Annotated in this window: 13 protein-coding genes; 3 read left to right on the top strand and 10 right to left on the bottom strand. The window is 63.6% G+C overall.

From position 1 onward, the window contains the following. Positions 1-24 precede the first annotated feature (24 nt). The 10 genes from rfbD to ACNFHO_RS08765 all read right to left on the bottom strand — a co-directional run bounded on the left by rfbD (position 25) and on the right by ACNFHO_RS08765 (position 8,583). Positions 25-885: a dTDP-4-dehydrorhamnose reductase gene (rfbD, locus tag ACNFHO_RS08810; protein WP_200603114.1), complete on the bottom strand. Its 861-nt coding sequence runs from the start codon at positions 883-885 to the stop codon at positions 25-27. Further along, the gene (gene rfbC, locus ACNFHO_RS08805) at positions 882-1,427 is read right to left on the bottom strand and encodes a dTDP-4-dehydrorhamnose 3,5-epimerase (protein WP_416765990.1); all 546 of its coding nucleotides are present in this window, start codon (positions 1,425-1,427) and stop codon (positions 882-884) included. The genes rfbD and rfbC overlap by 4 nt, the downstream gene beginning before the upstream one ends. Next, positions 1,424-2,299: a glucose-1-phosphate thymidylyltransferase RfbA gene (gene rfbA / locus ACNFHO_RS08800; protein ID WP_125930980.1), complete on the bottom strand. Its 876-nt coding sequence runs from the start codon at positions 2,297-2,299 to the stop codon at positions 1,424-1,426. The genes rfbC and rfbA overlap by 4 nt, the downstream gene beginning before the upstream one ends. Then, on the bottom strand, positions 2,296-3,378 hold the full coding sequence (rfbB, locus tag ACNFHO_RS08795; RefSeq protein ID WP_416765989.1) for a dTDP-glucose 4,6-dehydratase: 1,083 nt from the start codon (positions 3,376-3,378) through the stop codon (positions 2,296-2,298). The genes rfbA and rfbB overlap by 4 nt, the downstream gene beginning before the upstream one ends. 63 nt (positions 3,379-3,441) lie before the next feature. Continuing rightward, positions 3,442-4,587, bottom strand: a complete 1,146-nt coding sequence (rffA, locus tag ACNFHO_RS08790) for a dTDP-4-amino-4,6-dideoxygalactose transaminase (RefSeq protein WP_414154632.1) — start codon at positions 4,585-4,587, stop codon at positions 3,442-3,444. Next, positions 4,584-5,303, bottom strand: coding sequence for a metallophosphoesterase family protein (locus ACNFHO_RS08785; protein WP_414154633.1), 720 nt, complete (start codon positions 5,301-5,303; stop codon positions 4,584-4,586). Before ACNFHO_RS08785 ends, rffA begins: the two co-directional genes overlap by 4 nt. After that, the gene (locus ACNFHO_RS08780) at positions 5,284-6,261 is read right to left on the bottom strand and encodes an ATP-grasp domain-containing protein (RefSeq protein WP_112897132.1); all 978 of its coding nucleotides are present in this window, start codon (positions 6,259-6,261) and stop codon (positions 5,284-5,286) included. The genes ACNFHO_RS08785 and ACNFHO_RS08780 overlap by 20 nt, the downstream gene beginning before the upstream one ends. After that, positions 6,258-7,109 carry an NAD-dependent epimerase/dehydratase family protein gene (locus ACNFHO_RS08775; protein ID WP_416765987.1) on the bottom strand — a complete coding sequence of 284 codons (852 nt, stop codon included), beginning with the start codon at positions 7,107-7,109 and terminating at the stop codon, positions 6,258-6,260. Before ACNFHO_RS08775 ends, ACNFHO_RS08780 begins: the two co-directional genes overlap by 4 nt. Further along, entirely contained in the window at positions 7,106-7,834 is a 729-nt protein-coding gene (locus ACNFHO_RS08770) for a class I SAM-dependent methyltransferase (RefSeq protein WP_054891698.1), read from the bottom strand. The genes ACNFHO_RS08775 and ACNFHO_RS08770 overlap by 4 nt, the downstream gene beginning before the upstream one ends. Further along, positions 7,831-8,583 carry a WbqC family protein gene (locus ACNFHO_RS08765; RefSeq protein ID WP_054891699.1) on the bottom strand — a complete coding sequence of 251 codons (753 nt, stop codon included), beginning with the start codon at positions 8,581-8,583 and terminating at the stop codon, positions 7,831-7,833. Before ACNFHO_RS08765 ends, ACNFHO_RS08770 begins: the two co-directional genes overlap by 4 nt. Positions 8,584-8,859: 276 nt before the next feature. On the opposite strand from ACNFHO_RS08765, the gene ACNFHO_RS08760 reads away from it, so the two are divergent. The 3 genes from ACNFHO_RS08760 to ACNFHO_RS08750 all read left to right on the top strand — a co-directional run bounded on the left by ACNFHO_RS08760 (position 8,860) and on the right by ACNFHO_RS08750 (position 13,489). Beyond that, the gene (locus tag ACNFHO_RS08760) at positions 8,860-11,760 is read left to right on the top strand and encodes an aminotransferase (RefSeq protein ID WP_372821695.1); all 2,901 of its coding nucleotides are present in this window, start codon (positions 8,860-8,862) and stop codon (positions 11,758-11,760) included. 240 nt (positions 11,761-12,000) lie between these two features. Beyond that, positions 12,001-13,107, top strand: coding sequence for an agmatine deiminase (aguA, locus tag ACNFHO_RS08755; protein WP_063542260.1), 1,107 nt, complete (start codon positions 12,001-12,003; stop codon positions 13,105-13,107). 184 nt (positions 13,108-13,291) lie between these two features. Beyond that, positions 13,292-13,489: a hypothetical protein gene (locus tag ACNFHO_RS08750; RefSeq protein WP_054891701.1), complete on the top strand. Its 198-nt coding sequence runs from the start codon at positions 13,292-13,294 to the stop codon at positions 13,487-13,489. Positions 13,490-13,497 lie beyond the last annotated feature (8 nt).

Genomic DNA, 13,497 nt, shown 5'->3' with positions numbered 1-13,497 from the left:
AGAATGAACTGGCGCAATTATGCGCTACTTCAGGCAGTCGATCAGCGCTTGCTGCCAATGCGGTTGGCTGACCTGCCATTCACGTGCCAGGCGTGAGCAGTCCAGACGAGAGTTGAGCGGGCGGCGGGCCGGGGTCGGATATTCGCTGCTGGGGATCGGCAGCAGTTCGGCGCAGGGCAGGTCGCGGGCCTTCAACTGCTCGGCGATGGCCTGGGCGAAGCCGAACCAGGAGGTTTCGCCCTGGGCTGTCAGGTGATAAGTGCCCCACGCACCCGCCTGGCCGGCCTGCCAGCGCTCGATCAAGGCGCGGGTACTGGCGGCGATCGTCCCGGCCCAGGTCGGTGCGCCGATCTGGTCGTCGACCACCTTCAATTGCGGGCGCTCCTGTAGCAGGCGCTGCATGGTCAGCAGGAAGTTGCGCCCATGCAGCGAGTACACCCAGCTGGTACGCAGAATCAGGTGCTCGGCGCCGACCGCGGCAATCGCCTGCTCGCCTGCGAGCTTGCTCTGGCCGTAGACGCCCAGCGGATGCACCGGGTCATCCTCGACATAAGGCGTTGTCTTGTTGCCGTCGAACACGTAGTCGGTGGAGTAGTGGATCAGCGGCGCACCCAGGCGTGCGGCTTCCTCGGCCAACACCCGCGGACCTTCGGCATTGATCGCGTGAGCCAGCGACGCTTCGCTTTCGGCCTGGTCCACCGCAGTGTGCGCCGCGGCGTTGATGATCAGGTCCGGGGCGAGCTGGCGCAGAGGCTCACGCACGGCTTCGGGGTGAGCCAGGTCGAGCTGGTCGCGGCCTAGCAGGTGCAGCTCGCCAAGCCCGGCCAGTGCCTGCTGAAGGGCCTGGGCGACCTGGCCGTTGCGGCCGCAGACGAGGATCTTCATGGGAACAGCTCCGCGTCCTGAAGCAGCACCCCGGCCTGGTCCTTGGCTGATAGCAGCGGTGCCGACGTCAGTTGCCAGTCGATGGCCAACTGCGGATCGTCCCAGCGAATGCAGCGTTCGGCAGCGGGGTTGTAATAGTCGGTGGTCTTGTAAAGGAAATCGGCCGACTCGCTGAGCACCACGAAACCGTGGGCGAAGCCCGCAGGGATCCACATCTGGCGGTGGTTCTCGGCGGACAGGCGTGCGCTGACCCAGCGCCCGAAGGTCGGTGAGCCGCGGCGGATGTCCACGGCCACGTCCAGCACCTCGCCCAGGGTCACGCGGACCAGCTTGCCCTGCGGGTTCTGCAACTGGTAATGCAGACCGCGCAATACGCCCTGCCGGGAGCGCGAATGATTGTCCTGAACGAACTCGACATCGACGCCGGTGCGTTCGGCGAAGGTGCGGGCATTGAAGCTTTCGAAGAAGAAACCACGACTGTCACCGAATACCTTGGGTTCGATGATGAGGACTTCGGGGATTGCGGTATTGATGACGTTCATGGCGTTTCTTCAGCCAGTTTGCTCAGGTATTGGCCGTAGCCGGTTTTTTTAAGTTCGTTGGCCTTGGCCAGCAGCCTTTCCCGGCAGATCCAGCCCTTCTGATAGGCGATTTCTTCCAGGCATGCCACTTTCAAACCCTGGCGGTGCTCGATGGTCTGCACATACTGGGAAGCCTCCAGGAGGCTGTCGTGGGTGCCGGTATCGAGCCAGGCGAACCCGCGACCGAAGCGTTCGACCCTCAAGTCGCCGCGCTTCAGGTAGGCGTTGGTGATGTCGGTGATTTCCAGCTCACCCCGAGGCGAGGGGCGCACACCCTTGGCGATCTCGACCACATCGTTGTCGTAGAAATACAGGCCAGTCACCGCGTAGCTGGAGCGCGGCGCGACCGGCTTTTCCTCGATGGACAGGGCATTGCCTTGCGCGTCGAACTCGACCACGCCGAAGCGCTCCGGATCCTTGACCAGGTAGCCGAACACCGTCGCACCGGAGGGGCGGTTGACCGCACGCAGCAACTGTTCGCTGAAACCTTGGCCATGGAAGATGTTGTCGCCGAGTATCAGGCACACCGAATCGTCGCCGATGAAGTCTTCGCCAATCAGGAAGGCCTGGGCCAGGCCATCAGGCGAGGGCTGCTCGGCGTAGCTGAGGTTGATGCCGAACTGGCTGCCGTCGCCGAACAGCTGGCGGTACTGCGGCAAGTCCTGGGGGGTGGAGATGAGCAGGATGTCGCGGATGCCGGCAAGCATCAATACCGAGATCGGGTAGTAGATCATCGGTTTGTCGTAGATCGGCAGCAGTTGCTTCGACACACCGAGAGTGATGGGGTGCAGGCGTGTACCGGAGCCTCCGGCGAGGACGATGCCCTTGGTCATGCGATCAGGTCCTTGAAGTCGGAATTGCCCAGGCGCTCACCCTGATAGCTGCCATCCTGGACGTGGCGGCACCATTCCAGGTTGTCGAGGTACCACAGCACGGTCTTGCGCAGACCGGACTCGAAGGTCTCCTCCGGCACCCAGCCCAGCTCGCGCTCGATCTTGCCCGCGTCGATGGCGTAGCGCAGGTCGTGGCCGGGGCGGTCCTGGACGAAGGTGATGAGGTCACTGAAGTGGACGATGTTGGCGGGCCGCTGGGGCGCGAGTTCTTCGAGCAGATTGCAGAGCGCGTGTACCACATCGAGGTTCTTCTGTTCGTTGTGCCCGCCGATGTTGTAGGTCTCTCCGACCTTGCCTGCGGTCACCACCCTGAGCAGCGCGCGGGCATGGTCCTCGACGAACAGCCAGTCACGCACTTGCTGGCCGTTGCCGTACACCGGTAGTGGCTTGCCGGCGAGGGCGTTGAGGATCATCAACGGGATGAGTTTCTCGGGGAAGTGATACGGGCCGTAATTGTTCGAGCAGTTGGTGATCAGCACCGGCAGGCCGTAGGTACGATGCCAGGCGCGGACCAGATGGTCGGATGCTGCCTTGCTGGCCGAGTAGGGCGAGCTTGGGGCATAGGGCGTGGTTTCGCGGAACAGGTCGTCTGCACCGTGCAGATCGCCGTACACCTCGTCGGTGGAGATGTGGTGAAAGCGGAACGCGGCGCGTGCCTCTTCCGGCTGGCGACTCCACCAGGCGCGAGTGGCCTCCAGCAAGGTATAGGTGCCGGTGATGTTGGTCTGGATGAATGCTGCCGGCCCGTCGATGGAGCGATCGACGTGCGACTCGGCGGCCAGGTGCATGATCGCATCAGGCTGGAAACGTTCGAGGACAGCGCTGACGGTCTCCTGATCCACGATATCGGCCTGGACGAACTCATAGCGGCTGTTATCGGCGATGCCGCGCAGCGACTCGAGGTTGCCGGCGTAGGTCAACTTGTCGAGGTTCAGCACTTCGTTGTCGGTATGGCCGATCAAGTAGCGGATCAGCGCCGAACCGATGAAGCCGGCACCGCCGGTAATGAGAATACGCATGGAGTGTGACTATCCTGCTGGTGGTAGGTGGCATTGTGCTGCAGGCGCGCAACAGCCGTTGGTTCAACGGCGCGCGAGCGAAGTACTCAAGGCTGAAATCACCCGGTCCTGGCGTTCATCGCCCAGGCCGCACCACAGCGGCAGGCGTACCAGGCGGTCTGACAGTTCGTCGGTGAGCTGCATCGAGCCATGTGCACGTCCGTAGCGCTCGCCGGCGGGCGAGGAATGCAGTGGCACATAGTGGAACACGGCATACACCTCTTCGTCTCGCATCCTCTGCAACACGGCCTGACGGTCAATGCCCGGGGCGAGCAGCACATAGTACATATGGGCGTTGTGCTGGCAGTCCTGCGGGATGATCGGCCTGCGCAGCAGCCCGTCCGCCTCGAGGCCGGCAAGGGCGTGGTGATAGCGCGCCCAGGTAGCCAGGCGGCTGTTGGTGATCGCTTCAGCTTCCTGCAACTGTGCCCAGAGGAATGCGGCGGTCAGCTCGCCGGGCAGGAACGACGATCCGACCTCCTGCCAGGTGTACTTGTCGACCTGGCCGCGGAAGAAGCGACTGCGGTCGGTACCCTTCTCGCGGATGATTTCCGCGCGCATCACCAGCTCCGGATCGTTGGCCAGCAGGGCTCCGCCTTCGCCGCTGATGACGTTCTTGGTTTCATGGAAGCTGAACGCTCCCAGATCACCAATGCTGCCCAGCGCACGCCCCTTGTAGCTGGACATGACGCCTTGCGCGGCATCCTCCACCACCTTCAGGCCGTGCCTGTGGGCGATGGCCAGGATGCTGTCCATCTCGCAGGCGACGCCAGCGTAGTGGACCACGGCGATGGCCTTGGTGCGTGGGGTGATGGCAGCTTCGATCAGGCGTTCGTCGAGGTTGAGCGTGTCTTCGCGGATATCGACGAACACCGGCACCGCGCCGCGCAGGACGAAAGCATTGGCGGTGGATACGAAGGTGTAGGACGGCATGATCACTTCATCGCCGGGCTGGATGTCGAGCAGCAGCGCGCACATCTCCAGCGCTGCGGTGCAGGAATGGGTCAGCAGCGCCTTGCCGCTGCCGGTACGCTCCTCGAGCCAGGCATGGCAGCGCTTTGTGAACGGTCCGTCACCGGCAAGCATCTGGCCCAGGTTGGCCTCGGCAATGTGGTGGAACTCCTTGCCGGTCATGTAGGGGCGGTTGAAGGGGATCTTTTCCAGGCTCATGGGCGGTTTCCTGCAGAGTTCGCGGGCGGAAGGTCGCTGCGGATCGCGCTGACGCGCCCGCCGATCTGCGTGCCCTTGGCAAGGTTCTCGTAGAAATAGTCGGTGAAGCCTGCGTGTGCCATGGCACGTTGCGCGGCCTCGATGTCATAGGCGATGCGGTAGAGCGCGAAGCGTTGGCCGTCCCATGTGGCGAAGGCCGCTCGAGGGTCGCCGTCGCGGGGCTGGCCGACCGAGCCGGGGTTGCACCAGGTCTTGTCGCGGCCCTGCCAGAGGAACTGCACATGGCTGTGGCCGGAGGCGAAGAAGCGCCCCGGGTGTTCAGCGAAATAGGCTTCGCTGGGCTCGAGATATTCATCGAGTGGGTCGTTCCAGCCGCCGTGGATCAACTCCAGGCCGTGCAGGCTGGCACGCTCCGGCAGGCTTTCGAGCCAGCGGCGGTTGTCGGCGCTGAGCACCTCGCGCTGGTAGTCCAGGCAGGCATTGGCGCTGTTGGAGCGTGGGCAGGGCTGGTTGAGCGCGATATAGGCATCGTGGTTGCCCATCAGCGAGAAGATCCCGCGAGCGCGCAAGATATCGCAGCACTCGTTGACCTGGCTGTAGTAACCGGCGGTGTCGCCCAGGCAGATGATCTCGTCCACACCCATCCGATCGAGCTCGGCGAGCACGGTGGACAGTGCGGCGAAATTGCCGTGGATGTCAGAAATGATCCCGATCATGAACCACGTAGTCCTCGATGTAGCGCACAGCAAAACCTGCGCGCAGCGCTGGTTGCCGGGGCCTTTCGCCCTTGAGATACCAGGCCAGGCACATGGCGGCCTCGTTGTAGCCGAAAGCGGTGCGGATGGAACTGGTGGAAGAGATCCGTGGATTGATCTCCAGCAGCTTCCAGGTGCCGTCGTCTGCCCGGCGGAACTGCAGGTTGGTGGGCCCGACCGGTTTGAAGTGCTGGCACAGGCGCGTCACCACAGCATCCAGGCTGGCGTCGTGGCGCACTTTGGCCTTGGCTGTGGAGCCGTCAGAGGCCAGGCTGCGCTGGAAGGTGATCGCGGCGCAGATGCCGCCCTGGCCGTCACCGAACACCGCCACGGTGTACTCCTGGCTGGCGCTGCCGATGATCGGCTGGGCCATCAGCACCTCCCCGAGAAGGGGTGCCCAGGGTGTGAAATCGCGCGCTTCGCGGACCCACACCAGGCCCTTGGAGGCGTAGCTGCGCCGTGGCTTGAGCAGGAACGGCAGGCCGAGCTGCTGCGAAAGCGAGGCAAAGTCGCCGGTCAGATGGCTGGGGATACGGGCGTCGTCTTCATGTGCCAGCAGGGCCTGGTCCATGGCGTATTTGTCGCGCGACAGGCTGATCAGCCGGGCATCGTTGAGCACAATCCGGCAGCCGGTGGCAGCCAGTGCGTCACGGTGTTCGTCGAGCCAGTGCACATCCTGTTCGATACCGGGAATCAGCAGATCGACCCGGTACTGCTCGATCATCCGCAGCAGCCAGTCCTGATACCTGGGGTCGGCGGTCAACGGGGCCTGTTCGAAGTGGTCGCACCAGGCCTGGCCGACCGCATCGTCGTAGATGTCGGTGCCCAGCAGCCTGATCGTCGGGTCGGCGGCGCGCAGCGATTTCAGCAGGCCGTAGCCCATTATCGCGCCGACGCCGGTGACCATTGCCGTGGTCATTGCTGGGCCTCCTGATGAGCCTGCATCAGTTGCAGGCCGGTACGAATGTCGGTGGCTGGCCAATAGTCGATGGCCTGGTGCAGTTGCGCATCGGCCTGCATGGCCGGCATATCGGCGATGTCCGGCTTGTCGCGCAGGAAGTGGATGTCGGCGCTGCGGCCGCAGCCGGCAAAGGCCGCTTCGGCGATCTCAGACAGCCTGGGGCTGTGCGGGTGCACGCAGTCGAAGCGACCGATCACCGTGCGCTGCGCCACGCGTTTCACGATCTCGGCCAGGTCGTCCAGAAACAGGTAGTTGCGCTGCGCGTCGTTGTTGCCATACAGCTGCACCGTCTTGCCTGCGCGCGCCGTTTCGGCGATGAGGTACAGCAGTCCCTGGTGTTTGCGACAGGCACCGGCTGCATCGTAGACCTGGCTGGGACGCAGGATGGTCAGGGCGATTTCGCGTTGCTTGCAGAACAGTTGTGCAAGCTCCTCGGAATGGCGCTTCGACAGCGAATAGATGTTGTAGTGAGGGTCGTCGGAGGTAAAGCCTGCGAACACCGAAGACACCAGGATCAGGTGTCGGACGCCGCTTTGCGCAGCAAGCTCGCAAGCGCGCAGGGTACCGACCGCGTTGACCTGTTCGGCCTGGATCAGCGCTTCGCTGGAGGTCCCGCCGAACGCGGCGGCCACCACCACCACGGTATCGAAATGCCCGCCATCGAAGGGCGGGTTGTCTGACCGCTCCAGGTCGAACGGGAAGTCGGCTTCGCGACGCCCAGCGGTCCTGACTTCACCCAGCGTGGCAAGCCGGGCGGCGATGGCCTGGCCGATGACCGAGGTGCTGCCGATCAACAGGCTTCTCATGTCGGCTCGACCTGGGCCTCGAACATCAGGGCGCAGCAGAGCTCGGGGTAGTCGATGCCGACCGTGCACATCCCTTCGATGATCTCGTTGGACAGCCCCAGCGGCTGCAGTTGCGAGGTCATCAGCGGCTTGAGGAATACCCCTTCCTTGCGCACGATGCGATAGCCGGCCTGCTCCAGCTCATCGGTCAGGCGGCTGACCGAGTAGGTGCGCTGGTGGCCCAGTTCCAGGTCACCCTGGCCCAGCTTCATCATGTCGTCGAGCTTGCCTGCCGCGTGGCCGATACGCCGGTGCAGCGACTCGCCATTGGGCACCAGGGCGAACAGTCGGCCGCCAGGCGCGAGGAAGCGACGGAAGTGCTCCAGGACCTGCTGCGGGTTGTCGACGTGTTCGAGGATGAAGCCCATCACGATCAGGTCGAAGGTCCGCTCGGTGTCGAAGTGCTCGAAATAGCTTTCGACGATCTCGACCGGGCTGTCGGGGTAGTTTTCGCGGAACTGGGCGATGACCGAGGGTGAGCCGTCGATCACCGTATGCGAGGCGAAGAATCGCGAGAAGCGGTTGGTCGAGAAACCGTGGCCGACGCCCAATTCCAGAATCGAGTGATGTTCCTGGCATAGCTTCATGATCCGCTGGGGATACCAGTTGAGCATGATGTCGTTGTCGAAAGCGAAGCCGAAACGATCACTGTAGGCGCCGATGTAGCTGTCTAGTGCATTGCTCATGGGGAGACTCGCATGTCGGGTGCTGCGCCCGTCGGCGCGGTGGATTCAGGAGCCGATGACCGTATGTGCTTCATGAAGCGCGGTGCGTCCGGGCCACAGTTGAACAGCAGGTCGAGGATGGTCACGCCATGGGTGAAATCACCCCACTGCTGCGGGTATTGGGGGTAGCCGCTGTAGTCGAACCAACTGACGGTGATGCCCTGTGCGGCGAACAGGCTTTCATCCAGGTAGTCGCGCGCGGCCGGGCCGGAAAGGTATTCGCTCGCACCGGCTTGCAGACACAAGTCGACCAGGCGTTCGCTCTTGCCTTCACCCAGGCGATAGTCCCAGGAGTGGCTGATGCGTGTGCCGATGCCCAGATAGCGGCAGACGGCCTCGAGCAGCCTACGATTCAGCGGGCTGAGATGGTCGAACTGCTCTTCGAGATAGATCGGTCGCAGCCACTGTCTGATTTCGTCGAAATACGGCGCACGCTTGTAGTTCGCTTCCAGGGACCGCCAGTGACTGGCGGCCCAGTCGTGCCCGTCGATGCGTGTTTCGCGGATCGCCTGGTGGTAGCGCCCTCTGACCTGAACCGGCACGGTCAGCCATTGCACGCCTTGGGGAGTCTTGATTTGGTTTCGATTGCGCCAGTCACGTCGGGTGAATTGCATGTCGTCGTAAAGGATGAACTCGTCCACGGCGGCGATCAGGTCGAAATAACCTTTCCAGGGGATGTAGTTCGACTGCACGATGGCGACCTTCTTCATGCGTATGCCCCCGCGCGTTTGTGACGAACTTCTGACGCACGCAGCCTGCGCGACGATGCCCCGGCGTCAAGGAGCCGGTGCGGGAGGGGCGACAACAACAGTGGTGCAGCGGGCATCGACATCGAGCTCCTGGTGACAGCGGACGAGGCCAGGCCTTCTGGGGCGCGGCTTTGGCAATGATCGTTGCAGATTGGCAACGACAGTCTGCGCCTCACCCCCTTGCTTCCGGGCAGTGGTAATGGCGATATAAGCAAAAAAGAGGCCGAGGTTCGCACCATGCCGTTGCACACCCTGATCCACCGCTCCAGCCTTCCACGTCCCGAGGTTTCCGAGGTGCAGGCCAGCCATGCCCTGCAGGCCTATTACGGCCTGCACGGCGCGCTGGTGCCCCTCGGTAGCCAGCAGGACGTGAACTTCCGGCTGGATAGCGAGCAGGGGCGGTTCGTCTTCAAGCTGTGCCATGGCAGCTATGCCCAGGTCGAGCTCGAGGCGCAGCACGCGGCACTCGCGTATCTGCAGGGGCAGGGTCTGCCGGTGCCGGCGGTGCGTGCAGCGCTGAGTGGCGAGGGCTTGCTGGCCCTGGAGATCGGCGGCCAGGCCCTGCGTTGCCGCGTGCTCGAATACATCGACGGCCAGCCGCTGACCCGTCTGAAGCACATGCCGGATAGGTTGATGGCCGAGCTGGGGACGCTGTGTGCACAACTCGGCAAGGCCCTGGCCGGTTTCGAGCACCCGGGGCTGGAGCGCACGCTGCAGTGGGACCCACGCCATGCCGAGGAGTTGATCGAGCACCTGCTGCCGGTCATCAAGGACGAGGCCCGACGCGAGCGCGTCGAGGGTGTGGCCAGTCAGGCGCGGGCGCGTCTGCAGCCGCTGGTCGGACAGCTTCCGACGCAGGCGGTGCATCTGGACATCACCGATGACAACGTGGTCTGGGCGCTCGACGAGCATCGTCAGTGGCAGGCGCAAGGCGTTATCGACTTCGGCGATCTGTCCCACACCTGGCGTATCGCCGACCTCTCTGTCACCTGCGCGGCCTTGCTGCATCATGCCGAAGGCGATCCGCTACGGATCCTGCCGGTGGTTGCGGCCTACCAGGCGGTCAATCCGCTGAGCGAAGCCGAATTGCGCGCCTTGTGGCCGCTGGTGCTCAACCGTTCCGCGGTGCTGGTGCTCAGCAGCGAGCAGCAACTCACCGTCGATCCGGACAACCAGTACACCCGCGACAACATCGCCCATGAGTGGGAAATCTTCGATACCGCCACTGCGGTACCTGCCGCCCTGATGGAAGCGGCGATCCTGCAGGCCGCGGGCTTTGCCCCGGATACCCTGGACCTCGGCGACTGCGCAGCACTGCTGCCGAGCCTGGCCGGCCAGACCGTGGGTCGGCTCGATCTGGGTGTGCTGAGCCCGCACTGCGAGGCTGGAAACTGGCAGCAGGCTGGATTCGACCAGCACCTGTTGCTTGCCCAGCCGGCTCCCGCCACCACGCTGCATGGGCAGTACCGTCTGTCGCAAACCCATTTTGACCGCCCTGACGAGCCTGCCACCTGTGCCTTGGGTGTGGAACTGAACCTGCCGGGCGGTACGGTGTTGCACGCGCCGCAAACCGGTATCTGGCTGAGCACGGGGGATGGCCGCGGGTGTCTGAGCACCGCCGGTTGGGGGCTGTGGCTGAGCGGCCTGGAGCAGGCGCCGGAGGATGGCGAATCGGTGCGCAAGGGCCAGCTGCTCGGTTCGACCTGTGGCTTCCTGAGCGTACAGCTGTGCCTGGATCCGAACATCGCGCCGCCGTTCTTCGCCAAACCGTCCCAGGCACAGGCCTGGCTGGCGCTTTGCCCGTCGCCGACGGCACTGCTCGGCTTCGACTGCGATGCCGAGCCGCTGGTCGATGCCCAGGCGCTGCTGGCGCGGCGCGATGCCAGCTTCGCCCGCTCGCAGAAGCACTACTACGCCCAGCCGCCGCATATCGAGCGCGGCTGGCGCAACTACCTGATCGACATGCAGGGGCGTTCCTACCTGGACATGCTCAACAACGTGGCGGTGCTCGGGCATGGGCATCCGCGCATGGTCGCTGAATCGGCGCGGCAGTGGTCGCTGGTCAATACCAACTCGCGCTTCCACTACGCGGCCGTCGCCGAGTTCTCCGAGCGTCTGCTCGAATTAGCGCCGGAAGGCTTCGACCGGGTGTTCCTGGTCAACAGCGGTACCGAGGCCAACGATCTGGCGATCCGTCTGGCCTGGGCCTACAGTGGCGGGCGTGACCTGCTCAGCGTGCTGGAGGCCTATCACGGCTGGTCGGTGGCCACCGATGCCATCTCCACCTCGATCGCCGACAATCCCCAGGCTCTGGAAACCCGACCGGACTGGGTGCATCCGGTAGAGGCGCCCAATACGTTCCGCGGCCGTTACCGCGGCGCTGACAGTGCCAGTGATTACCTGCGCGATGTCGACGCCAAGCTCGCCGACCTGGATGCCCGTGGCCGCCAGCTGGCAGGGATGATCTGCGAGCCTGTGTACGGCAATGCCGGCGGTATCTCGCTGCCCCAGGGCTACCTGCGCGAGGCCTATGCAAAGGTGCGGGCGCGCGGCGGCGTGTGCATCGCCGATGAAGTGCAGGTTGGCTACGGCCGCCTGGGCGAGTACTTCTGGGGCTTCGAGGAGCAGGGCGTGGTGCCGGACATCATCACCATGGCCAAGGGCATGGGCAATGGCCAGCCGCTGGGTGCGGTGATCACCCGGCGCGAGATTGCCGAAGCGCTCGAGGCCGAGGGTTATTTCTTCTCCTCGGCCGGGGGCAGCCCGGTGAGCTGCCGCATCGGCATGGCGGTGCTGGATGTGATGCGCGACGAAGGGCTGTGGGATAACGCCCGCGATGTTGGCCGCCACTTCAAGGCGCGCTTGCAAGCGTTGGTCGATAAACATCCGCTTGCTGGTGCTGCCCACGGCTCGGGCTTCTACCTGGGGCTGGAACTGGTGCGTGACCGCCAGACATTGGAACCGGCCACCGAGGAGACCATGGTCCTGTGCGATCGCCTGCGCGACCTGGGGATCTTCATGCAGCCCACGGGAGACTACCTGAACATCCTCAAGATCAAGCCGCCGATGTGCACCACGCGGCAGAGCGTGGACTACTTCGTCGATTGCGTGGACCGTGTGTTGGCGGAACTGAGTTGATCTAAATCGATTTATATCGATTAAATTTCTTGAAATATCTATTTTGATTTTATTTCAGGCTTTAAAAGTCGATATCTATCGGTTAGATTGGTCGTATTCGCTGGCCCTTCGCGGGCAAGCCCGCTCCCACAGGTAACTGATGCTGCCCCTGTGGGAGCGGGCTTGCCCGCGAAGAGGCCCTGACAGACACCCGCACAATCAACCCTGGCACTAGCCTGCCGGGCCATCCAGAGGCTACTCATGAAGACCCTGAACTCGACTCCCCGCGCCGACGGTTTCCACATGCCCGCCGAGTGGGCCCCGCAAACCCAGGTATGGATGGTCTGGCCGGAGCGCCCGGACAACTGGCGCCTGGGCGGCAAGCCCGCGCAGGCGGCGCACGTCACCCTGGCCAAGGCCATTGCCCGCTTCGAGCCGGTCACCGTGGCGGTATCTGCGGGCCAGTACGAAAATGCCCGCCGCCAGCTCGACCTGCCCAATATTCGCGTGGTCGAGATCAGCAACGACGACGCCTGGGTCCGCGACACCGGCCCGACCTTCGTGATCAACGATCATGGCGAAGTGCGTGGCGTGGATTGGGGCTTCAATGCCTGGGGCGGTTTCGATGGCGGCCTGTATGCGCCCTGGAACCGTGACGAAGAACTGGCCGCCAAGGTCATGGAGATGGAGCGCTGCCAGCGCTACCACACTGAAGGTTTCGTACTCGAGGGCGGTTCGATCCACGTGGACGGCGAAGGCACCCTGATCACCACCGAAGAGTGCCTGCTCAATCGCAACCGCAACCCGCACCTCACGCGTGAGCAGATCGAAGACGTGCTGCGCGAACATCTGGCAGTCGAGACCATCGTCTGGCTGCCCGAAGGCCTGTACAACGATGAAACCGACGGCCACGTCGACAATTTCTGCTGTTACGTCAGCCCGGGCGAAGTGTTACTGGCCTGGACCGATGATTCCAACGACCCCAACTATGCGCGCTGCCAGGCTGCCTACGAGGTGCTGAAAAACACCCGCGATGCCAAGGGGCGCGAGTTCGTGGTGCACAAGATGCCCATTCCTGGGCCGCTGTTCGCCACCGAGGAAGAATGCGCCGGCGTTGACCAGGTCGCTGGCAGCCAGGAGCGTGACCCGTCGGTGCGCCTGGCCGGCTCCTACGTGAACTTCCTGATCGTCAACGGCGGCATCATCGCGCCGAGCTTCGACGACCCGGCAGATGCCCAGGCTAGAGCGATTCTGGCCAAGGTCTTCCCGGACCATGAAGTGGTGATGATCCCGGGTCGCGAGCTGTTGCTGGGCGGCGGCAACATCCACTGCCTCACCCAGCAGCAACCGGCACCGGTCAAGCGCTGATCGCCGAACACTGAAAGGGCCTGTCGAATGACAGGCCCTTTTGCTACGCGCAAACGATTTATCCACGCGCTGGCACAGCTCTTGTATTGCATTTCCCTGGGGTGTTTCGGGTCGGCGGTCCACGCTGTTCTGTAACAATCCCACAGTAATTTAGCCGCTCACGGCCCCAGGGAGTACGTGTCGAATGAATGCAACAAGTGAGTCGGCTTTGTCTCCAATGGCGATCAATCACGAATCGCTCAAGGTGCTGGCGCAATGGTTGAAGCACCATGGAAACATCCGGGTCAGGAAGACCGATACGCGCCGCCTTCTGGATGGTCGTTATCCTCAAGGCCTGCTCAGTGAAGCGGAGCTCGAGGCTCTGGTTGCTGTCTGGCACTGAAGGCAAGG

It is taken from the genome of Pseudomonas sp. NY15374 (assembly GCF_048068255.1).
Taxonomy (GTDB): Bacteria; Pseudomonadota; Gammaproteobacteria; order Pseudomonadales; family Pseudomonadaceae; genus Aquipseudomonas; species Aquipseudomonas machongensis.
This window is presented reverse-complemented; position numbering and strand designations above follow the sequence as displayed.

What these genes read in the sequence shown, in the direction of transcription:
- rfbD (WP_200603114.1), bottom strand. Translation starts at nt 885, where the DNA reads ATGAAGATCCTCGTCTGCGGCCGCAACGGCCAGGTCGCCCAGGCCCTT.
- rfbC (WP_416765990.1), bottom strand. Translation starts at nt 1,427, where the DNA reads ATGAACGTCATCAATACCGCAATCCCCGAAGTCCTCATCATCGAACCC.
- rfbA (WP_125930980.1), bottom strand. Translation starts at nt 2,299, where the DNA reads ATGACCAAGGGCATCGTCCTCGCCGGAGGCTCCGGTACACGCCTGCAC.
- rfbB (WP_416765989.1), bottom strand. Translation starts at nt 3,378, where the DNA reads ATGCGTATTCTCATTACCGGCGGTGCCGGCTTCATCGGTTCGGCGCTG.
- rffA (WP_414154632.1), bottom strand. Translation starts at nt 4,587, where the DNA reads ATGAGCCTGGAAAAGATCCCCTTCAACCGCCCCTACATGACCGGCAAG.
- ACNFHO_RS08785 (WP_414154633.1), bottom strand. Translation starts at nt 5,303, where the DNA reads ATGATCGGGATCATTTCTGACATCCACGGCAATTTCGCCGCACTGTCC.
- ACNFHO_RS08780 (WP_112897132.1), bottom strand. Translation starts at nt 6,261, where the DNA reads ATGACCACGGCAATGGTCACCGGCGTCGGCGCGATAATGGGCTACGGC.
- ACNFHO_RS08775 (WP_416765987.1), bottom strand. Translation starts at nt 7,109, where the DNA reads ATGAGAAGCCTGTTGATCGGCAGCACCTCGGTCATCGGCCAGGCCATC.
- ACNFHO_RS08770 (WP_054891698.1), bottom strand. Translation starts at nt 7,834, where the DNA reads ATGAGCAATGCACTAGACAGCTACATCGGCGCCTACAGTGATCGTTTC.
- ACNFHO_RS08765 (WP_054891699.1), bottom strand. Translation starts at nt 8,583, where the DNA reads ATGAAGAAGGTCGCCATCGTGCAGTCGAACTACATCCCCTGGAAAGGT.
- ACNFHO_RS08760 (WP_372821695.1), top strand. Translation starts at nt 8,860, where the DNA reads ATGCCGTTGCACACCCTGATCCACCGCTCCAGCCTTCCACGTCCCGAG.
- aguA (WP_063542260.1), top strand. Translation starts at nt 12,001, where the DNA reads ATGAAGACCCTGAACTCGACTCCCCGCGCCGACGGTTTCCACATGCCC.
- ACNFHO_RS08750 (WP_054891701.1), top strand. Translation starts at nt 13,292, where the DNA reads ATGAATGCAACAAGTGAGTCGGCTTTGTCTCCAATGGCGATCAATCAC.